Source organism: Streptococcus sp. SI1, assembly GCF_030439945.1.
In the GTDB taxonomy this organism is placed as follows: domain Bacteria; phylum Bacillota; class Bacilli; order Lactobacillales; family Streptococcaceae; genus Streptococcus; species Streptococcus intermedius.
This window is the reverse complement of record NZ_JAQFJE010000003.1, coordinates 201,620-227,024: the sequence shown is the minus strand read 5'-3', so window position 1 is coordinate 227,024 and position 25,405 is coordinate 201,620. Positions and strand designations below refer to the sequence as shown.

Genomic DNA, 25,405 nt, shown 5'->3' with positions numbered 1-25,405 from the left:
ATTTTATACAAGATGGCGTTTAAAAGGATCATCAGAGATTCCTTGATCTAAAATTAGCTTGCACCATTCTTTGGCAGAAAAGAGACTGTGGTCTTTATAATTTCCACAGGATTCAATGGTTGTGCCAGGGACATCAGTCCAGGTGGTTTCTCCAGCTATTTCCTCTAAAGAGGCCTTTATGACTTTGGCAATTTCGGTTGTACTATGTCGTCCCCACATGATCATGTGAAAGCCAGTACGGCAGCCAAAAGGGGAGCAATCAATCATGCCATCAATCCGAGTGCGAATGAGCTTTGCTAGGAGATGTTCAATTGTGTGTAGTCCAGCAGTTGGGATAGAATCCTCGTTAGGTTGGACAAGACGAATATCAAAATTCGAGATGATATCACCTTTTGGACCGATTTCTTCGCCAATCAAACGCACATAAGGGGCTTTGACAATCGTGTGGTCTAACTCAAAACTTTCAACTATTACTTCTTTTACCATCAGAAAACTCCTTTGCTTTTAATAAATTATAGCATATTTTACTTTGGTGAAGAAAAATTTTATCTTTTTGAGAAAACTTGGCTGAGAAAGGAGAGATAAAAAGTTATATGTGAAAATGTTCACTTTCGATAATAATTTAGTTTGTGAAAAATTGATTTTTATGATAAAATAATTAAGAATTTTACAATTCAATATCAATAATTTGAGGTAAAAACATGGAAATGATTTTTGCAGGTGTTTTTGCCGTCGTCATTGGTTTAGTCATTGGATATGTAAGTATCTCAGCTCGCATGAAATCAGCGAAAGAAGCTGCGGAACTTACTCTTTTAAATGCTGAACAAGAAGCAACTAATTTACGTGGACAAGCTGAGCGTGAAGCGGATTTGTTACTAAAAGAAGTGAAGCGCGAAAGTAAATCCCTTAAAAAAGAAGCACTGTTAGAGGCAAAAGAAGAAGCCAGAAAATATCGAGAAGAAGTTGAGGCAGAATTTAAATCTGATCGTCAAGAATTGAAGCAACTGGAAAGTCGTTTGACAGAACGTGCGACAAGCCTTGATCGTAAAGATGACAATTTGACCAACAAAGAAAAAACGCTCGAACAGAAAGAGCAAAGTATTTCTGATAGAACTAAAAACCTTGAGGCGCGTGAAAACAAACTGACAGAGTTGGAGCAACACAAAGAAGCAGAATTAGAACGTGTTGCCGCACTCTCACAAACAGAAGCCCGAGATATCCTTCTCACTCAGACTGAAGATAAATTATCGAAGGAAATTGCGACACGGATTCGTGAAGCAGAGCAAGAGGTCAAAGAACGTTCTGATAAAATAGCGAAGGATATTTTGGTCCAAGCCATGCAACGAATTGCAGGTGACTACGTTGCCGAGCAAACTAATTCAACTGTTCATCTGCCAGATGATACGATGAAGGGGCGGATTATTGGACGGGAAGGTCGGAATATTCGGACCTTTGAAAGTTTGACAGGTATTGATGTCATTATTGATGATACACCAGAAGTGGTGACCCTATCTGGATTCGATCCAATTCGGCGTGAGATTGCTCGTATGACAATGGAAGCACTATTGAAAGATGGTCGCATCCATCCAGCTCGTATTGAAGAATTGGTAGAAAAGAATCGTCTGGAAATTGATCATAAGATTCGTGAGTATGGTGAAGCAGCGGCTTATGAAATCGGTGCACCAAATTTGCATCCCGATTTAATGAAGATTATGGGACGCTTACAGTTCCGTACGTCCTACGGCCAAAATGTACTGCGTCATTCTGTTGAAGTCGCGAAATTATCTGGTGTCATTGCAAGTGAACTTGGTGAAAATGCTGCCTTAGCACGCCGTGCTGGTTTTCTTCATGATATTGGTAAAGCCATTGACCGTGAAGTGGAAGGTAGCCACGTGGAAATTGGAACAGAATTGGCTCGTAAGTATAAAGAACATCCAATTGTGGTTAACACGATTGCTAGTCACCATGGTGATGTGGAAGCAGAAAGTGTTATTGCTGTTATCGTAGCTGCAGCAGATGCTCTCAGCGCCGCTCGACCAGGCGCACGCAGTGAATCTCTGGAAAGCTATATCAAACGTCTCCAAGATTTGGAAGAAATTGCCAATAGCTTTGAAGGCGTGAAAAACAGTTTTGCTTTACAAGCAGGCCGTGAGATTCGGATTATGGTGAATCCAGGTCAAATCAAAGATGACAAGATTACTATCTTAGCACATGATGTGCGTGAAAAGATTGAAAACAATCTCGAATATCCAGGAAATATCAAAGTAACGGTTATTCGGGAAATGCGTGCTGTAGATTATGCAAAATAGACAGTGCTGAAAGTTGTCTTATTGCACCGTACCGACGTTAGAGAACTTCGTCCCAGTCTCTATGGACGACAAGTTTCCTAGATCGATTTTCAAAAAATAAACCGATATCTATGCAAAAAAGCAGTTGAAAAAATACTGCTTTTTTGTTACACTAGATAGAAAGACAATGAAGGAGATATGATGGCGGATCGTGGCTTGTTAATCGTTTTTTCTGGCCCCTCAGGAGTGGGAAAGGGAACGGTTCGACGTGAGATTTTTGAAAGCTCAGACAATCAATTTCAATACTCTGTATCCATGACAACTCGTACTCAGCGTCCTGGTGAAGTGGACGGGGTGGACTATTTCTTCCGTACGCGGGAAGAATTTGAAGAATTGATTCGACGAGGTCAGATGTTGGAGTACGCAGAATACGTCGGTAATTATTATGGAACTCCTTTGACCTATGTGAATGAAACGTTAGATAAAGGAATTGATGTTTTTCTTGAGATTGAAGTTCAAGGTGCACTTCAAGTGAAGAAAAAGGTGCCAGATGCTGTCTTTATCTTTTTAACACCACCTGATTTAGCAGAATTGCAAGATCGATTAGTAGGACGTGGAACAGATAGTGCAGAAGTGATTGCAAAACGCATTGCTAAAGCGAGAGAAGAAATTGCTCTCATGCGTGAATACGACTATGCAATTGTCAATGATGAGGTTCCTTTGGCTGCTGAGCGTGTTAAACGTGTGATTGAAGCTGAACATTTCCGAGTGGAACGTGTCATTGGCCACTATCAAGATATGTTGTCAGAACAACTTTCAGTAAGATAAGAATTTAGAAATTAGGTAAAAAATTATGATGTTAAAACCTTCAATCGACACCTTGCTTGATAAGGTGCCTTCAAAATATTCTTTGGTGATTCTTGAAGCCAAACGTGCTCATGAATTGGAAGAAGGAGCAGCTCCAACCCAAGAATTTAAGTCCGTCAAATCAACACTTCGTGCTTTGGAAGAAATCGAATCTGGAAACGTTGGGATTCACCCAGATCCTGAGGGCAAGCGGGAAGCAGTTCGTCGACGTGCTGAAGAAGAACGCTTACGCAAAGAAGAAGAAGAACGTAAAATCAAAGAACAAATTGCCAAGGAAAAAGAAGAGGGCGAAAAAATTTAAGATTGGGTCAGCCCAATCTTATTTTTTCTTTTATTGAGAAATGAGAGGTGGTGAGAAAATGCGGATTGCAAAGGTCATTGTAGATGTTCCTCTAATGCAAACGGATAGACCTTATAGTTATGCAGTTCCGAAAGAATTTTCGACTATGCTAGAAATTGGTATGCGTGTCCATGTGCCTTTTGGGAAAGCTAATCGCCTGATTCAAGGGATTGTTGTAGGGTTATTAGAAGAAAGGACGATAGGATTAAAAGAAATCGTAGAGGTATTGGACTTTACACCAGTTTTAAATGAGGAGCAACTGTGGCTAGCAGAAGAATTGAGAAAATCTGTCTTTGCTTACAAAATTTCCATCTTAAAAGCTATGTTGCCTGGTTTTCTAAACTCCAGTTATGATAAAATTCTCCATGCTCAGCCCGCTTTGACGAAAGAAGATCGAATGCTTATTTTTGGCAATGTAGATCAGCGGCATTTTTCATCGCTTGATAAAACACTCCAAGCTAAGGTAATGCGTCTAACACGGCAAGGGGCGATTCAACTCGAGTATCAGGCAACTGATCAAAAGCATATAAAAACAGAAAAATGGTATCGAGTCCATCATGAGAGATTAGGTCAGTTAGACATTCCTAATCGGGCGAAAAAAAAGCAAGCTTTGCGATCGCTTTTACAGAATCAGACCAGTTTGCAACGTCTAGCAGATCTGAAAGAAACGTTTTCACGAGAGGTTATTCACTATTTTATAGAACAAGACGTTTTGCAAGTCATTGAAAAAGAGGTGAGTCGCTCTGAAACATATTTTGAGAATGTTTCAGCGACGTCTGCATTGGTGTTAAATGAAGAGCAAAAAGGGGCTGTTCAAGCTATTACTCAGCAAATCGGGCACACAGGGAAGCCATTTCTACTAGAAGGAGTAACAGGGAGTGGCAAAACGGAAGTGTATTTGCAGGTTATTCAAGAAGCACTCAGCCGTGGTAAAACAGCTATTATGTTAGTTCCTGAAATCTCTTTGACACCGCAAGTTACTAATCGCTTTATTTCGCGTTTTGGAAAGAAAGTTGCTATTCTTCATTCGGGACTTTCTAACGGTGAGAAATATGATGAATGGCGCAAGGTTGAGCGAGGAGAAGCACAAGTTGTTGTTGGTGCGCGTTCTGCTATTTTTGCTCCATTAAAAAACATTGGTGCGATTATCGTTGATGAGGAGCATGAGGCAAGCTACAAGCAAGACTCCAATCCACGCTATCATGCACGAGATGTTGCCTTGCTACGTGCAAAGTACAATCAAGCCGTTTTAGTGCTAGGGTCAGCGACCCCGAGTTTAGAAAGTAGAGCGCGAGCTGGCAAGGGAGTTTATCATTTTTTACAATTAACTAAACGAGCCAATCCGCAAGCTCAGATTCCTGAAGTAGAAATTGTGGATTTTCGTGATTATATTGGGCAAAACGAAGCTAGTGATTTTACTCCGGTTCTTTTAGAAGCAATTAAAGACCGATTAGAAAAAAAAGAGCAAGTTGTTTTGATGTTGAACCGACGAGGCTATTCTAGTTTTGTCATGTGTCGTGAGTGTGGTGCGGTTGATAGTTGCCCAAATTGTGACATTTCTCTGACCTTGCATATGGATACGAAAAGTATGAATTGCCACTATTGTGGTTTTTCAAAGGTGATTCCTCATAGCTGTCCGAATTGTTCCAGTCGGAGCATTCGTTATTATGGAACGGGGACGCAAAAGGCTTACGATGAATTAGCAGAAGCTTTTCCGCAAGCTCGAATTTTAAGAATGGATGTTGATACTACTCGTAAAAAAGGTAGTCACGAACAAATCTTGAAAAAATTTGAGGAAAGACATGCTGATATTTTACTGGGAACACAGATGATTGCAAAAGGTCTCGATTTTCCAAATGTGACTCTTGTAGGGGTGCTAAATGCAGATACAGCGTTAAATTTACCAGATTTTCGTTCATCTGAGCGAACCTTTCAACTTTTAACTCAGGTTGCAGGACGTGCAGGACGAGCTGAAAAAGCAGGACATGTGATTATTCAAAGTTACAATCCAAGACATTATGCGATTGTCTTTGCAAAGAATCAGGATTATGAGGGTTTTTATGCCTATGAAATGGGTGTCAGAAGGCAATTATCCTATCCACCTTATTACTTTACGGTGGGGATTACTTTATCACACAAAATAGAAGCTGAGGTTATTAAAAAGTCATACGAAGTGTTAAATCTGATACGTTCTGGCTTATCAAATAAGGTTCAGGTATTGGGCCCAACTCCTAAGCCGATTGCTCGTACTCACAATCTCTATCATTACCAATTGATTATTAAATATCGTTTTGAAGAGCATTTGCAAGATGTTTTAAATCAGGTTTTAGATTGGACACAAGAAAAGGACAATCAAAACTTACGTTTAATTATAGACAAGGAACCACAAAATTTTATGTGACTTTTTTGGAGAAATGCAAACTGTCTTCTGATATAATAGAAAAAAGAATATGAGGAAAACATGACAAAAATTATTTTTATGGGAACGCCGGATTTTTCTGCAACAGTACTCAAAGGGTTATTAAAAAGCAATCAGTACGATATTTTGGCGGTTGTAACACAGCCAGATCGCGCAGTAGGACGTAAAAAAGAAATCCGTATGACTCCTGTTAAACAGGTGGCTTTAGAGTATGATTTAGTTGTGTATCAGCCGGAAAAATTGTCTCGAAGTGAAGAATTGGAAAAAATCATATCTCTTGGTGCAGATGGAATCGTGACTGCCGCATTTGGTCAATTTTTACCAAACCGCTTGCTGGATTCTGTTGACTTTGCGGTCAATGTGCATGCATCGCTTTTGCCAAAGTATCGTGGAGGAGCACCTATTCACTATGCCATCATCAATGGCGATAAGGAAGCAGGTGTGACTATTATGGAAATGGTCAAGGAAATGGACGCAGGCGATATGATTGCGCATCGTGCAATTCCCATTGAGGAAACTGATAATGTTGGAACAATGTTTGAGAAACTGGCATTAGTGGGACGAGATTTATTGTTAGAAACTTTGCCAAGGTATCTGGCAGGAGATCTAAAACCTGTTCCACAAGATAACAATCAAGTCACCTTTTCACCAAATATCTTACCAGAAGAGGAGCGGATTGATTGGACCAAAACCAATCGACAGATTTTTAATCAGATTCGCGGTATGTATCCGTGGCCAGTAGCACATACGCTGTTAAATGGAGGGCGATTTAAAATTTGTGAAGCTAGGCCAGTAGAGGGTTCGGGGCAAGCTGGAGAAATCCTTGTTATCGGAAAAAAAGAATTGATTGTGGCAACTGGTGAAGGTGCAATTTCTCTTCAAACAGTACAGCCAGCTGGAAAACCCAAAATGAGTATCGTTGATTTTTTGAATGGTCTAGGACGACACTTGTCGATAGGTGATTTCTTTGGTAAATAAAGTAAAAACAGCACGGCAAGCAGCTCTTACCATATTAGAAGAAGTCTTTTTAAATGGAGCTTATTCCAATATTGCCCTCAATCAAGCGTTGTTAGAGATACCTTTGAGTTCTGCAGACCAAGCTCTCGTAACCGAAATTGTCTATGGAACGGTTGCACGCAAAATGACCTTAGAATGGTACTTATCTCATGTCATTAAAGATCGTGAAAAGTTAGATTCCTGGGTTTACATCCTTTTGTTGCTGAGTTTGTATCAAATACACTATCTTGATAAAATTCCAGCGCATGCAGTTGTCAATGAAGCAGCAGAATTGGCAAAAGCACGAAAAAAAGGAAGTGAAAAGTTCGTCAATGCAGTGCTACGAGGGCTATTACGGGATGGCGTGGCAGACATAGCCAGTATTAAGCGTAAGAACAAACGCTATTCTGTTCAGTATTCTCTACCAGTTTGGTTAGTTAAAGTGCTTATTGAAGAATACGGTGAAACACGAGCTCTAGCCATTTTTGAGAGTCTCTTTCTTCGGAACAAGGCCAGTATTCGAGTAGTCGACTTAAAGTGTAAAGAAGAGTTAAAGGAACGACTACAGGCAGAAGATTCACTATTAGCTCCGACTGCCTTGGTGAAAAGTCATGGCCATTTTGCAAGTCACTACTTGTTTGAAAAAGGTGCAATCACCATTCAGGATGAGTCTAGTCAGTTAGTGGCACCAATTATGGATGTGCAAGGTGGTGAGAAAGTATTGGATGCTTGTAGTGCACCTGGTGGGAAAACAACACACATTGCTTCTTATTTGACGACAGGTCAGGTTATAGCCTTAGATTTGTATGACCATAAGTTGCGTTTAATTGAAGAGAATGCAAAACGTTTAGGTGTAGCAGATAGGGTTATTACGAAAAAGCTAGATGCCAGAAGGGTTTTTGAGACTTTTGGAGTGGATGCCTTTGATAAAATTTTAGTAGACGCACCATGTTCAGGAATTGGTCTTATTCGTCGCAAACCAGATATTAAATACAATAAAGAAAATGCAGATTTTACTTCTTTACAAAAAATTCAGCTAGAGATATTAGATAGTGTTTGTCAAAGCTTGCGAAAAGGTGGTATAATAACTTACAGTACCTGTACAATCGTTTCGCAAGAAAATTTTCAAGTGGTCGAGCAATTTTTAGCTGCTCATCCAAATTTTGAACAGGTAAAACTAGAACAGAATAGACGGGATATTCTACAAGACGGTTGTATCTTAATTACGCCGGAATTATATGGAAGTGACGGATTTTTTATCAGTCAATTCAAACGAATATCTTAACAGGAGGAAATTGACAGTATGGAAATTTCATTATTAACAGATGTTGGTCAAAAGCGTACAAATAATCAAGATTACGCGAATCAATTTGTTAATCGTGCTGGTATGATAATGATTCTTTTAGCAGATGGGATGGGAGGCCATCGGGCTGGCAATATAGCTAGCGAGATGGCTGTCACAGATCTCGGTGCTGCTTGGGTGGACACTCAGATTGATTCTATTAACGGTGTCCGTGAGTGGTTCGCAGAACATCTCGAAACAGAAAACCAAAAGGTTCACCAATTTGGTCAAGATGAAGAATACAAAGGAATGGGCACGACACTTGAAGCTTTAGCAATTATTGGGACTCAAGCCATTTATGCCCATGTAGGGGATTCACGTATTGGCTTAGTGCGTGGGGACAGCTACAGACAGTTGACGAGCGATCATTCTTTGGTGAATGAATTACTCAAAGCAGGACAAATTACGCCTGAGGAGGCAGAACGTCATCCACAACGCAACATCATTACACAATCCATCGGTCAAAGAAGTGAAGTGCAACCTGATGTTGGTATGATCAGTCTCGAGGATGATGATTATATTATTTTAAATAGTGATGGTTTGTCCAATATGATTTCCGAAAGTGAAATTTATGATATTATGACAAGCGATCTCTCTCTTTTAGAGAAAGCAGAAACCTTGATTCGTTTTGCAAATAATGCAGGTGGTTTGGACAATATTACAGTTGCCCTGATTCATTATCATAAGGAGGATGCAGAATGATTCAAGTCGGCAAAATATTTGCCGGACGATATAGAATCATCAAACAAATCGGTCGAGGAGGCATGGCAGATGTTTACTTGGCGAAAGATTTGATTTTAGACGGGGAAGAAGTCGCAGTTAAGGTTCTAAGAACCAACTACCAGACAGATCCGATTGCTGTAGCGCGTTTTCAAAGAGAGGCGCGAGCCATGGCAGATTTGGATCATCCTCATATTGTCCGGATTACCGACATTGGAGAAGAAGAAGGCCAGCAATATCTAGCAATGGAGTATGTGGCTGGACTTGACTTGAAACGCTATATCAAAGAGCATGCTCCTTTGTCCAATGAAGAAGCGGTGCGAATCATGGGACAAATCCTTTTGGCGATGCGTTTGGCGCATACGCATGGGATTGTTCACCGTGATTTAAAACCTCAAAATGTCCTTCTAACTCCAGATGGCGATGCAAAAGTAACTGACTTTGGAATTGCAGTAGCCTTTGCAGAAACGAGTTTAACCCAGACAAATTCAATGCTGGGATCTGTACATTATCTATCACCAGAACAGGCACGTGGATCAAAAGCAACAGTTCAAAGTGATATTTATGCTATGGGGATTATTTTCTATGAAATGCTGACAGGTCACATTCCTTATGATGGGGATAGTGCTGTGACGATTGCACTGCAGCATTTCCAAAAACCCCTTCCTTCTGTAATTGCTGAAAATCCAAATGTTCCACAAGCATTAGAAAATGTGGTTATCAAGGCAACGGCAAAAAAATTAACAGATCGTTATCAATCTGTTGCAGAAATGTATGTTGACTTATCTAGTTGTTTATCTGCTGATCGTCGAAATGAGAAGAAATTAGTTTTTGATGATACTGTTAAAGCAGACACTAAGACGCTTCCTAAAGTATCACAGAATACGTTGACTTCAGCGTCTAAACCGACTGCTACATCTACAAAAGAAGCTGTCGATAATCAAACTAAGCCTAAACCAAAACCAAAGAAAAAACGTCGTTTAAGAACGCGTTATAAAGTGTTGTTGTCGGCAGTAGTCTTAGTTATTGCAGCTTTGGTAGCTTTAGTCTATTTGAGTCCCTCAAATGTAAAAATACCAGATGTTACTGGAAAAACCGTCGCGCAAGCACGTTCCGCGATTGAAGCTGCAGGTTTGAAAGTTGGCAAGGAGAAAGACGAATACAGTGATTCTGCTAAGAAAGATTCTGTCATTCGTACGAATCCACAAGCGGGAACACAACGTCGCGAAGGAAGCACAGTAGATTTGATTGTCTCAAAAGGGCCGAAAACATTTACTATGGAAGATTATAGCGGTCAGAAAAAAGCAGATGCTATCAACAGTTTGGTGCAAAAATACAAAGTTTCAAAGGGCTTGATTAAAATTGAAGAAGTCGAAAGTAGTGACTATGCAGCAGGAACTGTTGTTAGTCAGACGCCAGCAGCAGGTAGTACGTATGATTTGACTTCAAAAAATCGGATTACGTTAAAAGTAGCGAAGACGGTTTCAAGTGTTACAATGCCAAGTTATATAGGTTCCACTTATGAATTTGCCTATAATAACCTTACCGAAGTTATTGGCGTTCAAGGAGCTAATGTTGAAAAACGAATAGTTACAACAGCTCCAGCAGGAACACAGGCACATACGATTATTAAACAAAGCCCAGAAGCAAAGAGGCCTCTAAATTTAAAAAATGATCGTATTGTCTTATATGTATATGAGCCAAAAACTGAAGAATCATCTACATCTGAAAGTAGTTCGCAATCTGGAAGCAGTTCAAATAAAAATAGTCCATCATCTAGTAGTTCGTCGAGTAGCGGTAACGATGGATCAAGTTCGAAAACACCAGACACAAGCGCTAGTGCAAGTAATTAAAAAAGTGAGGGAAGAAACTCGTGGTTTTATTAAACCGATTTTTCCCTCACTCTTTTTGCGCTCATTTATATGATAGAGAAGTATTGTTTTTAGTTCCTCAAGTTTGTCCAGTATACTGCTATTAAAAATGTTGGCTAAGAGGCTGGGACTACAGACCAGTATTGGAAATACTTAGTTTTATTTCGCTGTCTTATTTTCATACCTTAGTCGGAGGAATTTTTGAAAGTTTTTGATACAATAAGATTAGAAAGGTATCGAGACTATGAAAAAGCTCCAATTTTTTATTTTTGTTGAATCCATTCTACTAACATTTGCATTAGTGACGATTTTATCTGGTCATTTTTCACGTGTTATTCTTTTTTTGGTGCTTTTCTTGTTGTTGCTTTATTATTATTTTGGAAAACAAAGAGGAAACTTCCTCCTAGTGACATCTACTATATTACTTTTTTTCGTTATTATGCTCAATCCCTATGTTATTGCTGCTTTGCTTTTCGCGGTTATTTATGGCATGATTGTGGCTTACCCCTATATTTATAAGGAAAATGGAGTGACAAATCTCATTTTTGATGATACAGTGAATCCAAAACGAGAAAAAAATAAATGGCTAGGAAATCTTCATCATTTTGGCCCATTAGATACCTGCCGATTTGATGACATTAATCTATTTCGGCTGGTGGGAAAAGATACGATTCACTTGGAACAGGTCATTATCACAAACCATGATAATGTGATTATTTTGCGTAAATTTTTTGGTAACACAAAAATCATTGTGCCAGTTGATGTAGCAGTTAGTCTCAAAGTGAATAATCTATATGGGGAATTACAATTCTTAGGTCAACCTGTCTATGAGTTGCGAAATGAAAGTCTCAGCCTGACAACACCAGACTTTAAGCGAGCACACAAAAGTGTCAAAATTGTCCTATCAACGTTTGTTGGGAATGTTGAGGTGGTTCGGAAATGAAAAAAATCTACTACCTCTTGATTAGCTTTTACTCCATACTTATTTTAGGTATCATTATTCATTATATTTTTGGCTTATTTAATTTTGATTGGCAGCTGATTCTTAATAATGTTGAGCGCTTGGAAAGTTTTAGTTTCTTTGTGATTGTGCTGACTTTTTCTCTGACGATGTTGATGGTTTTAGGTATCAAAGTGATTCAAATGGTTACTTTGTCGACGATTCAGATAAATTTGAAAAATATTTTGGAAGGTCGAGAACTGCAAGAAACACATCAATCAGAAATTGATGCTTCTTTTCAGCAGGTATCAGAGAAATTAACTCATTTAACAGAAAATCTGCAAAAGTCAGAGAATCGTGCCTTGCAAAACGAAGAAACAGTTATTGAAAAGGAACGAAAGCGGATTGCACGTGATTTGCATGATACGGTCAGTCAGGAACTTTTCGCTGCCAATATAATTTTGTCCGGCGTGACAGGGCAAGTGGAGCATTTAGATAAGGATACATTATCGAAACAATTGTCTGGTGTATCAGGGATTTTAAATACCGCTCAGCGTGATTTGCGTATCTTGTTACTTCATTTACGACCGACAGAGTTGGAAGGAAAAAGCTTGGTTGAAGGGCTGAATCTTATTTTGAAGGAGCTATCGGATAAGAGTGATATTGAGGTGAGTTTTCATCATGATGTTCAAAAATTACCGAAACAAATTGAGGAGCATATTTTCCGCATCGCTCAAGAAATTATTAGTAATACGCTCCGTCATGCCAATGCGAATCATTTAGATGTATATCTGTATCAAACTCAGAATGAATTACAGTTGAAGATGACAGATGATGGAATTGGTTTTGAACCCACTTCGTCTGATGAGTTGAGTTATGGTCTGAAAAATATGGAAGAAAGAGTAAATGATATGGCAGGAACGATACAGATTTTAACAGCTCCGAAGCAAGGAGTAGCGATTGATATTCGTGTGCCACTATTGAAAGGAGATTAGGATGCAGATTTTATTAGTAGATGATCATGAAATGGTGCGACTTGGTTTGAAGAGCTATTTGGATGTACAAAATGATGTTGATATGGTGGTAGAAGCTTCAAATGGTTGTGAAGGGGTGGAAAAGGCTCTGTCATTACGACCAGATGTGATAATGATGGATATTGTCATGCCTAAAATGAATGGGATTGAAGCTACACTTGCTATTTTAAAAGAATGGCCTGAAGCTAAAATTCTTATTTTGACTTCTTATTTAGATAATGAAAAAATTTACCCAGTTTTAGATGCAGGGGCTAAAGGATACATGCTTAAAACATCTAGTGCTGACGATATCTTACGAGCAGTTCGAAAGGTAGCCAAGGGTGAACTTGCTATTGAAACAGAGGTCAGTCAGAAAGTGGAATACCATCGAAATCATATTGAATTACATGAAGAGCTAACAGCGCGTGAGCGCGATATTTTAGGTCTATTAGCAAAAGGGTATGAAAATCAACGGATAGCAGATGAGTTGTTTATTTCGTTGAAGACTGTTAAAACACATGTATCTAATATCTTATCAAAATTAGAAGTAAGTGATCGGACACAAGCTGTTGTTTACGCCTTTCAGCACCACCTTGTCCCACAAGATGACATTTAAGTGGTATAATAGAAAGCGAGTAAGTGTCAAAGGGAGATTATGAAGGCAAAACTAAAATACAAATCTAAGAAAATTAAAATCGTCTTTTTCGATATTGATGATACGTTACGAATAAAAGCAACTGGCTATATTCCTGGCTCTATTAAAACGGTGTTTAAACAGCTGAAAGAAAAAGGAATTTTAACGGGGATTGCTTCGGGGAGAGGAATTTTTGGTGTAGTTCCAGAACTGAAAGCGTTGCAGCCTGATTTTTTTGTCACCTTGAATGGGTCCTATATTGAAGATAAGGCAGGAAAGGTTATTGCGCAAACTCCGATTGCTCGAAATGTGGTAGAAACTTATATCGCTTGGACGAAGGAAGTTGGGATTGACTTTGGTCTCGTTGGTAGTCATGAGGCAGCGCTTTCGACGCGAACACCGCTTATTGATGAAGCCATTGATATTGTTTATCCTAATTTACCTATTCAGCCGGATTTGTATCAAGATCACAACGTTTATCAAATGTGGACATTTGAAGATATTGGAGATAGCTTGCAATTGCCTAAAGAGTTAGAAGAACATCTACGATTGGTTCGCTGGCATCCACATTCATCAGATGTAGTTCTAACAAATGGTTCAAAAGCATCTGGAGTTGCGACAGTTGTGGAGCATCTGGGGTTGAAGCCTGAGAATGTGATGGTTTTTGGAGACGAGCTCAATGATTTAGAGTTGTTTGATTATGCAGGTATCAGTATTGCTATGGGCATTTCACATGAAAAAATAAAAGCCAAGGCTGACTTTGTGACAAAAAAAGTAGAAGAAGATGGCATTTTTTATGCTTTGGAGGAATTAGGAATGATAGAAAAAGAATTACATTTTCCACAAGTAACGATGGAAACAACAGAAGGACCGAAAGCGACTATTAAAACCAACCACGGTGATTTGAAATTTCAATTATTTCCAGAACAGGCACCGAAGACAGTGGCTAATTTTATCGCTTTATCAAAAGATGGCTACTATGATGGAATCATTTTTCACCGGATTATCAAGGATTTCATGATTCAAGGTGGTGATCCAACTGGTACGGGTAGGGGTGGCGAATCTATTTATGGAGAAAAGTTTGAAGATGAATTTTCTCCGGAACTGTACAATATCCGTGGTGCACTTTCGATGGCCAATGCTGGTCCGAACACAAATGGCAGTCAATTTTTTATTGTGCAAAACAGCAAGATTCCTTATGCACAAAAGGAATTGGAGCGTGGTGGTTGGCCGACACCAATTGCTGAGAGCTATGCAAGCAATGGTGGAACGCCGCATTTAGACCGCCGCCATACTGTATTTGGTCAATTATTAGATAAATCTTCTTATCAGGTATTAGATAAGATTGCAGCTGTTGAAACCGGTGCGATGGATAGACCACTTGAAGATGTCGTGATTGAAACCATTGAAATTGAGGATTAAAATGAGAATTGGCGAAAAATTAAAAGGAAGAATTACAGGAATTCAGCCTTACGGTGCATTTGTGGAATTGGAAACAGGAACAATAGGCTTAATTCATATTTCAGAGATTCGGACAGGTTACATCGAAAATATCCGTGATATTCTGCATGTGAATGATCCGGTCTTGGTGCAAGTGATGGACTATGATGAATTTTCAGGTAAGGCTAGTTTGTCGATGAGAACTCTGGAAGAAGAAAAGCACCATCTACCTAAACGCCATCGTTTTTCAAATGATCGGTACAAATTTGGTTTTGCACCACTTGCTAAAAGTTTGCCAACTTGGACAAAAGAAGCGATGAATTTTCTGAGTCAGAATCAGGCAAAAGAAGAAACTGACGGAGAAACAGAAAAATAAACACACAAAAGAATCCTACTAAAAATAACAAAGTCCCTCAATAAATTATTGAGGGATTGTACTTATTCTCAGATATTTTTAAGCAGCTATCAATCTCGTATGCTTCCTATTTTGTGCTATCATATCAAAGTATATTCGTCTGGTAGCATAATAGTTTCTTTACCATTATTGTCAGTTACAAAAATTTCTCGTGGAAAAAATGGGTTGAAAGTATCATTGAAATCAAAAGTGACAACAGTCGTTAGACTATCTTGTGAAAATCGAAAAGTTGTTTTTCCTTTATTGTTGATGAGTTCAAACTGAAGCAGTTCGTCTAGCTCAAACACACCCTTTAGAAAATTATCAATAATATACCAGAAAGAATCAATGATATTATCTGGTAAACTTGTTACAACACCAAAGCTAGCATAGCGTCCACGTGTATTTGTAAAAGCCATTGTCTCTTCCTTTCTGTACTTATTCATCAAAGGATTTTCTATATAATACATAAAATAACCTTGAATTGCAAGAAATTGTTCTTTGAAAATCAAAAAGGACCACTGGTCCTTTGGAAACTTTAGCGACTCTTTAGCTCTACATAACGTTTGTACCAAATATTAACATAGGCTTGCGAAAAAGGTCCGCGCTTATTGTTAATCCAATCTACTAAGATTTTGACATTCTCTTTGAGGATATAATCTAAATCATTAGAGTAGTTCATCTGCCGTTTGTGACGCTCGTATTCATCTACATCAAGTAATCGCTTTTCACCATTGGTAAAGACTTTGACGTCTAAATCGTAGTCTATGTATTTTAATGCTTCTGCATCAAGATAATACGGACTGGCTAGATTGCAATAGTAGGAAACTCCGTTTTCGCGAATCATAGCGATAATATTGAACCAATACTTTTTGTGAAAATAGATAATAGCTGGCTCACGCGTTACCCAGCGTCGGCCGTCACTTTCTGTGACCAAGGTGTGGTCATTGACACCAATAATGGCGTTTTCTGTTGTTTTTAGTACCATGGTGTCGCGCCAAGTACGGTGCAGATTTCCATTATGCTTATAACTTTGAATTGTAATAAAGTCGCCTTCTTTTGGAAGCTTCATCTTCTACCAACTTTCTACAATTAATCAGGCTATCGCTCTTATTGTAACATATTTTCATGAAAAAACATAAATAAACCTTACATTTTTTATAGATATTCTTTGAGAGCGCTCGCAATATCAGAAAAATCGTAGCCTTTGCGAGCGAGTGCTTGGGTGAGGCGTTGTTTTAACTCATATCCGTCATATTTTTTAGAATATTTGTGGTATTGCTTATCTAATTCTTTGTACAGTAATTTCTGCTGAGTTTCCTCATCTTCTTTGATATCTAAGGTTTGATAAGCTGCCTTAGCTTCGGTATAGGAAAAGCCTTTGTTCATCATAGATTGAAGAATTTTATCCTGCAGGGCCTTACTTGGTAGTTTGCTTTGATAGTTGCGGAGTAGTTTTGCAGCGACTTTTTGACTTACTTCTGTAAAATCAAATTTGCATAATTCTTCATCAATAATAGAAGCTGTGATACCTTTTTGAGTCAATTTTTGCTTGAGGACAAAAGCACCTTTATCACCAGATAGAAGATTGGAATGAATAAAGGAATAAGCATATTGTCTGTCATCTATCCAGTTATCTTTTATGAGAATCGTTAGCACTTTCTCGATGGTATCTAAGGAAATCTCGTATTTTGTCAAATAATCCCGCACTTCTTTGACAGTTCTTTGCTTGAAAGAAAGATAATATAGAGCTAGATTTTTTCCGTAAGAAAACTGTGCGTAGTCCTGAATTTCTTTTAATTCTTGCTCACTGATATTCATGCCTTTTGATAACATAAAGTGAACGATAGTATCTTCAGTGATGTAAAGTTTGTCAGTTTCGTCCAATTCTAAAAGATAGAGACGCTTTTTCTTTTCAATTTTAGTGATTTTCATAATCATTCTTTCGATAACTTGTGTGAAATTTGGAGCTAATGGATGGGATAGTAAGTGTGACTATTAGCCAAATGCTTCAAAAGCTGCGATAAGTCATAATTTCTCGGAGTTGATATTTTCTCGACCATAGTAGTCCAAAAATAGGTCACCATATTTTGGATTGCCTAGATTATAATTCAGTGACCAGATAGCCCAGTAAAGGTCAATGTGGCGATCACTAAAGCCAGATAGCCCAACATCAATGAAGCAGGAAAAATGACTGGCATCAGTGAAGATAAAATTTGGAAGACAGGCATCTCCATGGATAAAGACTTCTTCAGTCAGCAAATGCCCTAGCTTTTGAATGAGGTGATAAGCCTCTTCTCGGCTGCGAATCTGAAATTGTGGCAGGAGAGCTTTTTCATAGGAAAGCCCTTTTTGATAGTTCTCTTCCGCTAGCTGAATATAGTTCTTTAGAAGTGAGTTTGTGGGAAAGTGGACTGGTTGGAGGTTATGGAGCTGTCTTAGCGCTGTTGCCATGGTTTGGCAGAGGACTTCTGGTTGGTCTAGCACTTCCAATCCTGATAAGCCGGAGGCTTCTTTAGTGAGCAAGTAGTCCTTGTCTTGGCTGATGTATGTCAGGACAGGAACACCGATCCCTTGTTTGTCAAACCATTTAGCACATTGTGCCTCTCGTGCTAGCTTTCCTTTTTGGTCTATTTTAAGATAGTAGCCTGTATCTAGATAAAGTACGGTTGCGCCTGAGTGGGAAGAACTGTCATACAAAGTGGCTTTCTCTGTATATATTCGTAATTCTTCTGGGAATTGAGAAATTGTGAGAGTTACTTTTTCTTTTTTCATACTGATTATTGTACCATATTCTCAACATTATCGTGTTGGCATGGTATAATAGGCTTATGAGTTTGAAAGTAAAGCAAAGAATCCCTTTAAAAATTAAGAAAATGGGAATTAATGGGGAAGGGATTGGATTTTATAAAAAGACCTTAGTCTTTGTACCAGGTGCTTTAAAAGGTGAGGATATTTTTTGTCAAGTTACGACGGTTAAGCGCAATTTTGTCGAAGCAAAGCTCTTGACGATTAATAAGCATTCTAAGTATCGAGTAGAGCCGCCTTGTGAGATTTATGAAAAATGCGGAGGCTGCCAAATTATGCACTTGCATTATGATAAACAGTTAGAGTTTAAGACGGATTTATTGCGGCAGGCTTTGAAAAAATTTGCACCAGCCGGTTATGAAAACTACGAGATTCGCCCAACGATTGGTATGCAAACTCCCCAATATTATCGAGCTAAGTTGCAGTTTCAAACACGGAAATTTAAGGGGAGCGTCAAAACGGGTCTTTATGCTCAAAATTCTCACTATCTGATTTCTTTGAAAAATTGTCTGGTACAAGATAAAGTAACGCAAAGCATTATCAATAAAGTGGCTCTCCTTTTGGGGAAGTACAATCTTCCTATCTACGATGAGCGTAAGAGAGCAGGCGTTCGGACGGTTATGATTCGCAGGGCTCGAAAAACTGGTCAAGTACAGATAATTTTTATTACAGGAAAAAAGTTGGATTTTTCGCCAGTTATTCGAGATTTAACCTCAGAATTTCCAGAAGTAGATACAGTAGCGGTCAATTATCATACGAGTAAGTCGAGCGAAATTTATGGGGATAAGACCGAGATAATATGGGGTAAGGAGGCTATCCAAGAAGGTGTATTAGGCTATGAGTTTTCCCTGTCACCTCGGGCTTTCTATCAGCTCAATCCAGAACAAACAGAGGTGCTTTACAGTGAAGCACTTAAAGCTTTGGATGTTAATTCGGAAGATCATTTGATTGATGCATACTGTGGCGTGGGAACGATTGGCTTTGCTTTTGCTACAAAAGTAAAATCTCTTCGTGGGATGGATATCGTACCAGAAGCAATTGAAGATGCGAAGCGAAATGCTAAGAAAATGGGGTTTGATAATACATATTATGAGGCTGGAACTGCTGAAAGCATTATTCCTCGCTGGTACAAAGAAGGCTATCGGGCAGATGCTTTGATTGTGGATCCACCTCGGACAGGCTTGGATGAAAGGCTACTAGAGACGATTGTTCGTTATGCACCTAAGAAAATGGTTTATGTCTCCTGTAATGTTTCTACTCTGGCAAGGGACTTAGTCACACTCAGCAAGGTTTATAATGTCTACTATATCCAATCAGTAGATATGTTTCCGCACACAGCTCGAACCGAGGCTGTGGTTAAATTGGTAAGGAAAGATAATTTGTGGATAGAAAAAAATGTATGAAGAAGCTAAGAAACTCTATAATTTGCAGAGGAATCACTCTTTGTTTACGCAACTCATGTTGTAGTAGCTCTTAAAGCAGAGGATGGAAAGATGTATACTGTTATTTACTTTGCTTCAACAGCTCGAGGGTCTGTTGGAGTTTGAAGATAAAATTAGCAAAGTTGCTGCTATAAATGTGATGTTATCTATCTGTGCCAACTGAAGCGATAATCCCTAAACCGCCTGCTTCTGAATCAGGAATAGCCAACTGATAGATGATTGATTAAAAAATAGAATCGAGCAAAGAGAAAGATCGCTTTGATTTTGCTGAGAAAGCAACCGCTTTTTGTGTTATAATAATAGAAAAATGTTCATGAGGTGAAAAATGGATAACATCATTGATGTATCAATTCCTGTGGCAGAAGTAATTGATAAGCACCCAGAAGTGTTAGAAATTTTAGTGGAGCTCGGCTTTAAGCCGCTTGCCAACCCAATTATGCGCAATACGGTTGGTCGGAAAGTATCCTTAAAGCAAGGTTCTAAGCTGGAAGGTACACCGATGGAAAGAATTGTTCTGACTTTAGAAGCCAATGGCTATGAAGTAGTGGGGCTTGACTAATGGCAGATGAACGAATTGAAATTTTAAAGAATATTTTGCTTGATCTGCATCATGGCGCAAAGGCAGAAGCCGTTCAAGAAGAATTTAATAAGCATTTTACAGGTGTTTCGGCCATTGAAATTAGCTTGATGGAGCATGAGTTGATGACTTCAGATACAGGTGTGACTTTTGAGGATGTCATGTCTCTTTGTAATGTGCATGCAAATCTGTTTAAAGGAGTAGTCAAAGAGGTTGAAATTGCTGATACGGATCATCCGGGACATCCAGTCCAGATTTTCAAGCAGGAAAATTTAGCTTTACGGGCAGCTCTCATGCGGGTACGTAGGCTACTGGATACCTATGAGCGGTCTGATGATGAAGAAATGCTGATGGAGATTCGTAAAGGATTGAAGCGGCAGTTGAGCTTAGTAGAACAATTTGATCGGCACTATAAGCGTAAAGAAGAACTAATGTTTCCAATCATGGAGAGCTATGGACATGATTCTCCACCTAAGGTGATGTGGGGGGTAGACGACCAGATTCGAGATCTTTTTCAGGAGGCAAAAACTGCTGTTGAAAATTTGACCAATCTAGGGATTGAGCAAGTTCGTGAGAAATTTGAAAATTTTGCAGCTGAGTTCGAAGCGATGATTTTTAAGGAAGAGTCAATCCTACTTATGATTTTGCTGGAATCCTTCACACAGGACGATTGGCTGAAAGTGGCAGAAGGAAGTGATGTTTACGATTATGCAATTATCAAGCCGACTGAGAAATGGATACCAGTTCGCCAATCATTCTCGGAGGAAGAAAAGAGGACTGTTGAGAAGAATAAAAGCGAAGCGGTAGCAAATGATGAGTTGGTGTCAGATGGCACAATTCAGCAAGTTATTGAGACACCTGAGGGACAGTTCACCATTTCCTTTAAGCCAAAAGAACAAAATGCAGCAGCAATGAGCCGAGAAACTCAGCTGCCATTTGGCAATGGTTATTTATCAGTAAACCAGGCAAATCTGATTCTGAATCATTTGCCGATGGAAATTACTTTTGTCAATAAGGAAGATATTTTCCAATATTATAATGACAGCGTTCCAGCTGAGGAGATGATCTTCAAGCGGATGCCGAGTCAGGTTGGACGCAATGTAGAACTGTGTCATCCACCTAAATTTTTAGAGAAGGTGCGCTTTATTTTTAAAGAATTACGCGAAGGCAAACGAGATAAGTTTGTTATGTGGTTCAAGTCAGAATCGCGAGGTAAGTTTGTTCATGTGACTTATGCGGCAGTACGAGATGAAGCAGGAGAGTTTCAAGGTGTATTGGAATATGTCCAAGATATTCAGCCTTTCCGTGATATTGAAGAAGACTTCTACCGAGGAGTAGATTAGAAGGAGTATGATGACATACGAACAGGAATTTTTAAGGGATTTTGAAACTTGGGTCAAGACTCAAGTAACAATTAATGAAATGGCTCTTGAAGAAAGTCAGAAGGTCTATGAAGAAGACAAAGATGAACGAGCTAAGGAAGCAGCTATTCGTTACGAGAGTCGCCTGGATGCTTATCAGTTTCTATTAGGGAAATTTGCCAACTATCAAGAAGGTAAAGGATTTCATGACTTGCCAGATGGACTTTTTGGAGAGAGAAATTATTGATTTTTCACTGGAAAGGTGTTAGAATAAGTTCATCAGAGGTGTTTTGAGTCAAGCATTTTACAGAAAGTGGCGGTGCTGAGAAGTCCACGAATGCGTCAAAACTGGTTGCTGATGTGATGATAAGATACAATGAAATAAACAAAGCTGCGGGCATCTGCCCGAAATTGGGTGGTACCGCGGAGTTGCATTCGTCCCTGTCATAGATATGGCAGGGGCGAATTTTTATTTGTAGCTTGGAAAGGGCTGATTGATGGAGACTTACGCAGAATTTTTAAAGAGGGTAGCTTCATTTGAACAAGCAGAATTGTCTATAGCAGAAACGAATTTTCTGCCTAATTCTTGTGTAACAGAGAAGGTCAATTCAGATAATACTTTTGGTGCCTTCTATGGAGATACAGTTGTCTTTGATTTGGCGACTGAAGATAAGATTTGGTTAGCTGAAATTGTCAAAAAACTTTATGATGAAGCACCTGGTTGCTTTGCAGAAAAGCTTCCTGTCTCTAGCTATCATATGACCTTACATGATTTGTCAAGTGGTTCGCAATTCAGTGAGTTAACTGGTGATTTAGAACAGAATCGCCAACGGATCGAAAAGAGATTGGATGATAAGCCATTGGCTCACAAAACGATTAAGATGACAAATCATTTTATTTTTAATATGTGCAATACGAGTTTGGTAATGGGCTTGGTGCCAGTAAGCGAGTCAGATTATAAAATATTGATGGAATTGTACCAGTTGGTTGATGGCGTCAGAAGGTTGCCTTATCCCTTTACGCCACACATCACTCTTGCTTATTACCACGTCAATGGTTTTTCAGTTAATGAGGTGAAAAAGCTAAAAAGAAGTGTTGCAGAACTTAATAAAAATCAGCGGTGGTTTGTTCTTGATACTAGTCGGCTTTACTACCAAACATTTAGTAGTATGGAGTATTATCAGACAATTTTGCCATTTGTAAAAGACAAAGAGTAAAGGAGGACAGTGAACCGAGTTTAGAAGAATATGACGATAAAAATCAATCAAAAATGAAAGGTTTGGATCTGACTGGTAGATGCAGATAGGAGAACTCATTTCTGGTTAAGGATACCAAACGATAAATTGAAAGGAAAAGGTGCTCGATTTAATTGAGAGCATTTGGAACAGTTATGAAAAAGAAATTATTCGTTTTAGTTTGTACAGTGATACTCATACCAGGTCTTGTAGCCTGTAGTTCGCAAGGGAATTCTGGGAAAGTCAAGAAGCATCCGACTACAGAAACAACAACCTCAACCCCCAAAAAAGTCTCTAAAAAAGAGCAAGATAATCCGTTAAAGGATATGCAACAGATTGGAAATGATCAGGTCGGCTATGTCTTTGTTCCAAAGGATTGGGTAAGATTTAAAGACTTAAATGGAAGTGCTGCCTATCAATACTCAGCAACAGATGCTTATACAATTGTCACCATGAATGGCTATACAAAACAAAAGCTTGGCATCGATGCGATTGATGATGTAGTAGTTAAACAGGTAGCTGACAATTATTTTGGAATGATGGATAAAACTGGGAAGTTTCAAGGTTTGACAGGATCTAGGGCAACTATCACAGATTATCGAACAAAGGATTCTTATCGGGCTTATCAAGTCTATGGCGCTCTCAAGTCTGATGGGAAAATACTGTGTGCATGGATTTTTAAGACGAAGAAGAGTGATCGCGTCTATCTCATTTCACTTGAAGGAAATAAAAAGAGCGATGCTTTTGTCAAACAGCTTGCCTATATTGAAACTACATGGTCAGAAAATAAATAAGCCAATCGATAAGATAATTTGATTAACGTAAGGAAGTAGAATATGAAAATTCTTGAAGCATATAATGGTAAAGAGCTTCCAAAAGTTGAAACGGAACGCCTGATATTACGTCAGCGAACGGTAGCTGATGCCGAGGATATTTTTGACTACGCCAGTCGGCCAGAAGTCTCCTACCCAGCAGGCTTTCCTCCCGTCAAAACCTTGGAAGATGAGATTTATTATCTGGAGCATGTCCTTCCTGAACGCAATCAAAAGGACAATCTCCCAGCTGGCTACGGAATTGTTGTCAAAGGGACGGAAAGAATCGTTGGTTCTGTTGACTTTAATCATCGGCATGAAGATGATGTACTGGAGATTGGCTATGTCTTACACCCAGATTATTGGGGACGAGGCTATGTTCCGGAAGCTGTTAGTGCCTTGGTTGAGATTGCTTTTACCATTTTGAACCTTCACAAAGTTGAAATTAGTTGCTATGACTATAACAAACAGAGCCAGCGCGTAGCAGAAAAACTGGGTTTTACCCTCGAAGCTCGCATCCGAGACCGTAAAGATGCCCAAGGCAATCGCTGTGACGATCTGATATATGGATTGCTGAGGAGTGAGTGGGAGGAGAGATGAAAAAAATATTTTTGTATCTGTTAGCGTTACTACCTGTTATATTTATAGTTTCTATTCTAATGTTAGCTTCTTTGATTTTTCCAATAACTTTGCTTCCAGAAAATATTTTACCAGTTAAGCCTATATATATTGCTGAAATTGTTGTAGGAATTTTACTGGGTTTATATGGATTCAGATTAAGAAGGTTACAGATATCTAAAACTTTTCAAATTATTTATTGGTTTTTTCTAGGGATATCAACCGGAATATTATTATTTTTAAATTATGGATTCATTATTTTATTACAGCCATCTTTATTTATAGTTTATAGTATTCTACTTGAACGAAGGATGCGATCTTTTAAAACTTATTTTCAAAGAAGTAGGGATACCCTTGTGGCTTTCAATTTATTCGATGCATTTTTTATTGGTTCATATTTTCTTTTAAAATATATTATCAAAGAAAATATGAATAAAATAGATAGTTTTGTAAATGAATTGCCAATATCTCGAAGTGATCTAGATTTAATTTCTCTCATTTTTATTATTTTCCTACTATTTATATTTATATCGATATTTAGAGGGTTTTTATCTGTTTGGATATATAAAAAACAAAACAGAATTTTTGCACAAACAGGCAAAGTTTTCTGGAATTCTAATATTAAATCATATGGTACATCAGCTATATCTATATATCTATATATATCCATGTTTTTTCAAACCAATTCTCTAAACCTAAGTACGGTATTGATTTACTTGATGCTTATGTCTTTTACGGTTTACTTTTGGATAACTGTTTACGAAGGAATTGATAGAGGAGGGGAGGATAAAGAAGGAGTCATATCAAATTGGGCTTTAATTGGCTTGGTATTAATCTTTTTGGTTCTTTTAGATCAGATTGAAAGCGATATAATTGGGATTTTGACATGGTTCTTGCCCATGTTGTTGCCAATTTTTATTGGAGAAGTGAATAGCATAATACCAAGAGGTTATTTAAAGTCTCCTACACCTGCTATGAAGAAGCATATTTATTGGCTACAAATAATGAGTTTTAATACATTATTTGTGTTTAATATAATGTCTTCCCTATCTACGAAACAAATAATAAAAAATGAACAGATAGAACAGATTAATATCTTAAAAAAATTTCTCATCTCTGTATTTGATAGAGGAACATCTTCAAATTTCACATTAGGTATTTTTGTTTCGTTTATTATCTTACTATGTTCAATAGCTGTTGCTTATGTACTCAGTAAAATAATGATATATTTAATACGAAGATCCTATATAGAGCGTTCAAATAGATATTTTAATTAGATAAATTAGAA

The 25,405-nt window shown here is 38.4% G+C and carries 26 protein-coding genes; 21 read left to right on the top strand and 5 right to left on the bottom strand.

What is annotated here, in order from left to right; genetic code table 11:
- Nucleotides 1-3 precede the first annotated feature (3 nt).
- A complete protein-coding gene (locus PCY10_RS05330; protein ID WP_112384634.1) occupies nt 4-486 on the bottom strand; it encodes an S-ribosylhomocysteine lyase in 483 nt (160 codons plus the stop codon).
- 215 nt (nt 487-701) lie between these two features.
- Here PCY10_RS05330 and PCY10_RS05325 point away from each other — a divergent pair, with 215 nt between their 5' ends.
- From PCY10_RS05325 to PCY10_RS05265, 13 genes are all read left to right on the top strand, one after another.
- Nucleotides 702-2,309: a ribonuclease Y gene (locus PCY10_RS05325; RefSeq protein WP_003073681.1), complete on the top strand. Its 1,608-nt coding sequence runs from the start codon at nt 702-704 to the stop codon at nt 2,307-2,309.
- A gap of 180 nt (nt 2,310-2,489) precedes the next feature.
- Nucleotides 2,490-3,116 carry a guanylate kinase gene (gmk, locus tag PCY10_RS05320; RefSeq protein ID WP_003078308.1) on the top strand — a complete coding sequence of 209 codons (627 nt, stop codon included), beginning with the start codon at nt 2,490-2,492 and terminating at the stop codon, nt 3,114-3,116.
- A 25-nt stretch (nt 3,117-3,141) separates the two neighbouring features.
- Nucleotides 3,142-3,456 (top strand): DNA-directed RNA polymerase subunit omega, encoded by a 315-nt coding sequence (gene rpoZ / locus PCY10_RS05315; protein ID WP_003028415.1) that lies wholly within the window; start codon nt 3,142-3,144, stop codon nt 3,454-3,456.
- A gap of 58 nt (nt 3,457-3,514) precedes the next feature.
- A complete protein-coding gene (locus tag PCY10_RS05310; RefSeq protein ID WP_021003047.1) occupies nt 3,515-5,896 on the top strand; it encodes a primosomal protein N' in 2,382 nt (793 codons plus the stop codon).
- Nucleotides 5,897-5,956: 60 nt separating this feature from the next.
- Complete coding sequence (gene fmt / locus PCY10_RS05305) at nt 5,957-6,892, top strand: methionyl-tRNA formyltransferase (protein WP_041787505.1); 936 nt, start codon at nt 5,957-5,959, stop codon at nt 6,890-6,892.
- Nucleotides 6,882-8,195, top strand: coding sequence for a 16S rRNA (cytosine(967)-C(5))-methyltransferase RsmB (gene rsmB / locus PCY10_RS05300; RefSeq protein WP_301558937.1), 1,314 nt, complete (start codon nt 6,882-6,884; stop codon nt 8,193-8,195). The genes fmt and rsmB overlap by 11 nt, the downstream gene beginning before the upstream one ends.
- Before the next feature lie 18 nt (nt 8,196-8,213).
- Nucleotides 8,214-8,954: a Stp1/IreP family PP2C-type Ser/Thr phosphatase gene (locus tag PCY10_RS05295; RefSeq protein ID WP_301558936.1), complete on the top strand. Its 741-nt coding sequence runs from the start codon at nt 8,214-8,216 to the stop codon at nt 8,952-8,954.
- Entirely contained in the window at nt 8,951-10,825 is a 1,875-nt protein-coding gene (pknB, locus tag PCY10_RS05290) for a Stk1 family PASTA domain-containing Ser/Thr kinase (RefSeq protein WP_003073669.1), read from the top strand. Before PCY10_RS05295 ends, pknB begins: the two co-directional genes overlap by 4 nt.
- A 262-nt stretch (nt 10,826-11,087) precedes the next feature.
- Nucleotides 11,088-11,786 carry a cell wall-active antibiotics response protein LiaF gene (gene liaF, locus PCY10_RS05285; RefSeq protein ID WP_009568136.1) on the top strand — a complete coding sequence of 233 codons (699 nt, stop codon included), beginning with the start codon at nt 11,088-11,090 and terminating at the stop codon, nt 11,784-11,786.
- Complete coding sequence (locus PCY10_RS05280; RefSeq protein ID WP_009568137.1) at nt 11,783-12,778, top strand: sensor histidine kinase; 996 nt, start codon at nt 11,783-11,785, stop codon at nt 12,776-12,778. The genes liaF and PCY10_RS05280 overlap by 4 nt, the downstream gene beginning before the upstream one ends.
- A gap of 1 nt (nt 12,779) precedes the next feature.
- A complete protein-coding gene (locus tag PCY10_RS05275) occupies nt 12,780-13,412 on the top strand; it encodes a response regulator transcription factor (RefSeq protein WP_009568138.1) in 633 nt (210 codons plus the stop codon).
- Nucleotides 13,413-13,451: 39 nt separating this feature from the next.
- Entirely contained in the window at nt 13,452-14,852 is a 1,401-nt protein-coding gene (locus tag PCY10_RS05270) for a bifunctional Cof-type HAD-IIB family hydrolase/peptidylprolyl isomerase (protein WP_021003044.1), read from the top strand.
- A gap of 1 nt (nt 14,853) precedes the next feature.
- Nucleotides 14,854-15,246, top strand: coding sequence for a S1 RNA-binding domain-containing protein (locus tag PCY10_RS05265; protein WP_014829583.1), 393 nt, complete (start codon nt 14,854-14,856; stop codon nt 15,244-15,246).
- A 119-nt stretch (nt 15,247-15,365) separates the two neighbouring features.
- Here the strand turns inward: PCY10_RS05265 and PCY10_RS05260 are convergent, their stop codons facing one another.
- From PCY10_RS05260 to PCY10_RS05245, 4 genes are all read right to left on the bottom strand, one after another.
- Complete coding sequence (locus PCY10_RS05260; RefSeq protein WP_003073656.1) at nt 15,366-15,683, bottom strand: DUF960 domain-containing protein; 318 nt, start codon at nt 15,681-15,683, stop codon at nt 15,366-15,368.
- 119 nt (nt 15,684-15,802) lie between these two features.
- A complete protein-coding gene (locus tag PCY10_RS05255; RefSeq protein WP_003073655.1) occupies nt 15,803-16,336 on the bottom strand; it encodes a DUF402 domain-containing protein in 534 nt (177 codons plus the stop codon).
- Nucleotides 16,337-16,422: 86 nt separating this feature from the next.
- Nucleotides 16,423-17,199 carry a recombination regulator RecX gene (gene recX / locus PCY10_RS05250; protein ID WP_041787503.1) on the bottom strand — a complete coding sequence of 259 codons (777 nt, stop codon included), beginning with the start codon at nt 17,197-17,199 and terminating at the stop codon, nt 16,423-16,425.
- Between the two features lie 93 nt (nt 17,200-17,292).
- On the bottom strand, nt 17,293-18,039 hold the full coding sequence (locus PCY10_RS05245; protein WP_021003041.1) for an aminoglycoside 3'-phosphotransferase: 747 nt from the start codon (nt 18,037-18,039) through the stop codon (nt 17,293-17,295).
- A gap of 56 nt (nt 18,040-18,095) precedes the next feature.
- On the opposite strand from PCY10_RS05245, the gene rlmD reads away from it, so the two are divergent.
- From rlmD to PCY10_RS05205, 8 genes are all read left to right on the top strand, one after another.
- Nucleotides 18,096-19,475, top strand: coding sequence for a 23S rRNA (uracil(1939)-C(5))-methyltransferase RlmD (gene rlmD, locus PCY10_RS05240; RefSeq protein ID WP_021003040.1), 1,380 nt, complete (start codon nt 18,096-18,098; stop codon nt 19,473-19,475).
- A gap of 364 nt (nt 19,476-19,839) precedes the next feature.
- The gene (locus tag PCY10_RS05235) at nt 19,840-20,073 is read left to right on the top strand and encodes a DUF1858 domain-containing protein (RefSeq protein WP_021003039.1); all 234 of its coding nucleotides are present in this window, start codon (nt 19,840-19,842) and stop codon (nt 20,071-20,073) included.
- Nucleotides 20,073-21,434, top strand: coding sequence for a DUF438 domain-containing protein (locus PCY10_RS05230; protein WP_021003038.1), 1,362 nt, complete (start codon nt 20,073-20,075; stop codon nt 21,432-21,434). The genes PCY10_RS05235 and PCY10_RS05230 overlap by 1 nt, the downstream gene beginning before the upstream one ends.
- Before the next feature lie 10 nt (nt 21,435-21,444).
- Nucleotides 21,445-21,699 carry a DUF1912 family protein gene (locus PCY10_RS05225; RefSeq protein WP_003073643.1) on the top strand — a complete coding sequence of 85 codons (255 nt, stop codon included), beginning with the start codon at nt 21,445-21,447 and terminating at the stop codon, nt 21,697-21,699.
- 250 nt (nt 21,700-21,949) lie between these two features.
- Nucleotides 21,950-22,669, top strand: a complete 720-nt coding sequence (locus tag PCY10_RS05220; protein WP_020998980.1) for a hypothetical protein — start codon at nt 21,950-21,952, stop codon at nt 22,667-22,669.
- Between the two features lie 173 nt (nt 22,670-22,842).
- Nucleotides 22,843-23,481, top strand: a complete 639-nt coding sequence (locus PCY10_RS05215; protein WP_020998979.1) for a hypothetical protein — start codon at nt 22,843-22,845, stop codon at nt 23,479-23,481.
- 42 nt (nt 23,482-23,523) lie between these two features.
- Nucleotides 23,524-24,099, top strand: a complete 576-nt coding sequence (locus tag PCY10_RS05210; protein ID WP_020998978.1) for a GNAT family protein — start codon at nt 23,524-23,526, stop codon at nt 24,097-24,099.
- Nucleotides 24,096-25,394 (top strand): hypothetical protein, encoded by a 1,299-nt coding sequence (locus PCY10_RS05205; protein WP_021003036.1) that lies wholly within the window; start codon nt 24,096-24,098, stop codon nt 25,392-25,394. The genes PCY10_RS05210 and PCY10_RS05205 overlap by 4 nt, the downstream gene beginning before the upstream one ends.
- Nucleotides 25,395-25,405: the final 11 nt, after the last annotated feature.

What these genes read in the sequence shown, in the direction of transcription:
- recX (WP_041787503.1), bottom strand. Translation starts at nt 17,199, where the DNA reads ATGAAAATCACTAAAATTGAAAAGAAAAAGCGTCTCTATCTTTTAGAA.
- PCY10_RS05205 (WP_021003036.1), top strand. Translation starts at nt 24,096, where the DNA reads ATGAAAAAAATATTTTTGTATCTGTTAGCGTTACTACCTGTTATATTT.
- PCY10_RS05255 (WP_003073655.1), bottom strand. Translation starts at nt 16,336, where the DNA reads ATGAAGCTTCCAAAAGAAGGCGACTTTATTACAATTCAAAGTTATAAG.
- PCY10_RS05245 (WP_021003041.1), bottom strand. Translation starts at nt 18,039, where the DNA reads ATGAAAAAAGAAAAAGTAACTCTCACAATTTCTCAATTCCCAGAAGAA.
- PCY10_RS05235 (WP_021003039.1), top strand. Translation starts at nt 19,840, where the DNA reads ATGGATAACATCATTGATGTATCAATTCCTGTGGCAGAAGTAATTGAT.
- PCY10_RS05275 (WP_009568138.1), top strand. Translation starts at nt 12,780, where the DNA reads ATGCAGATTTTATTAGTAGATGATCATGAAATGGTGCGACTTGGTTTG.
- fmt (WP_041787505.1), top strand. Translation starts at nt 5,957, where the DNA reads ATGACAAAAATTATTTTTATGGGAACGCCGGATTTTTCTGCAACAGTA.
- PCY10_RS05330 (WP_112384634.1), bottom strand. Translation starts at nt 486, where the DNA reads ATGGTAAAAGAAGTAATAGTTGAAAGTTTTGAGTTAGACCACACGATT.
- PCY10_RS05225 (WP_003073643.1), top strand. Translation starts at nt 21,445, where the DNA reads ATGACATACGAACAGGAATTTTTAAGGGATTTTGAAACTTGGGTCAAG.
- liaF (WP_009568136.1), top strand. Translation starts at nt 11,088, where the DNA reads ATGAAAAAGCTCCAATTTTTTATTTTTGTTGAATCCATTCTACTAACA.
- pknB (WP_003073669.1), top strand. Translation starts at nt 8,951, where the DNA reads ATGATTCAAGTCGGCAAAATATTTGCCGGACGATATAGAATCATCAAA.
- PCY10_RS05215 (WP_020998979.1), top strand. Translation starts at nt 22,843, where the DNA reads ATGAAAAAGAAATTATTCGTTTTAGTTTGTACAGTGATACTCATACCA.
- PCY10_RS05210 (WP_020998978.1), top strand. Translation starts at nt 23,524, where the DNA reads ATGAAAATTCTTGAAGCATATAATGGTAAAGAGCTTCCAAAAGTTGAA.
- PCY10_RS05280 (WP_009568137.1), top strand. Translation starts at nt 11,783, where the DNA reads ATGAAAAAAATCTACTACCTCTTGATTAGCTTTTACTCCATACTTATT.
- PCY10_RS05260 (WP_003073656.1), bottom strand. Translation starts at nt 15,683, where the DNA reads ATGGCTTTTACAAATACACGTGGACGCTATGCTAGCTTTGGTGTTGTA.
- PCY10_RS05270 (WP_021003044.1), top strand. Translation starts at nt 13,452, where the DNA reads ATGAAGGCAAAACTAAAATACAAATCTAAGAAAATTAAAATCGTCTTT.
- gmk (WP_003078308.1), top strand. Translation starts at nt 2,490, where the DNA reads ATGGCGGATCGTGGCTTGTTAATCGTTTTTTCTGGCCCCTCAGGAGTG.
- PCY10_RS05265 (WP_014829583.1), top strand. Translation starts at nt 14,854, where the DNA reads ATGAGAATTGGCGAAAAATTAAAAGGAAGAATTACAGGAATTCAGCCT.
- rpoZ (WP_003028415.1), top strand. Translation starts at nt 3,142, where the DNA reads ATGATGTTAAAACCTTCAATCGACACCTTGCTTGATAAGGTGCCTTCA.
- rlmD (WP_021003040.1), top strand. Translation starts at nt 18,096, where the DNA reads ATGAGTTTGAAAGTAAAGCAAAGAATCCCTTTAAAAATTAAGAAAATG.
- PCY10_RS05230 (WP_021003038.1), top strand. Translation starts at nt 20,073, where the DNA reads ATGGCAGATGAACGAATTGAAATTTTAAAGAATATTTTGCTTGATCTG.
- PCY10_RS05325 (WP_003073681.1), top strand. Translation starts at nt 702, where the DNA reads ATGGAAATGATTTTTGCAGGTGTTTTTGCCGTCGTCATTGGTTTAGTC.
- PCY10_RS05295 (WP_301558936.1), top strand. Translation starts at nt 8,214, where the DNA reads ATGGAAATTTCATTATTAACAGATGTTGGTCAAAAGCGTACAAATAAT.
- PCY10_RS05310 (WP_021003047.1), top strand. Translation starts at nt 3,515, where the DNA reads ATGCGGATTGCAAAGGTCATTGTAGATGTTCCTCTAATGCAAACGGAT.
- PCY10_RS05220 (WP_020998980.1), top strand. Translation starts at nt 21,950, where the DNA reads ATGGAGACTTACGCAGAATTTTTAAAGAGGGTAGCTTCATTTGAACAA.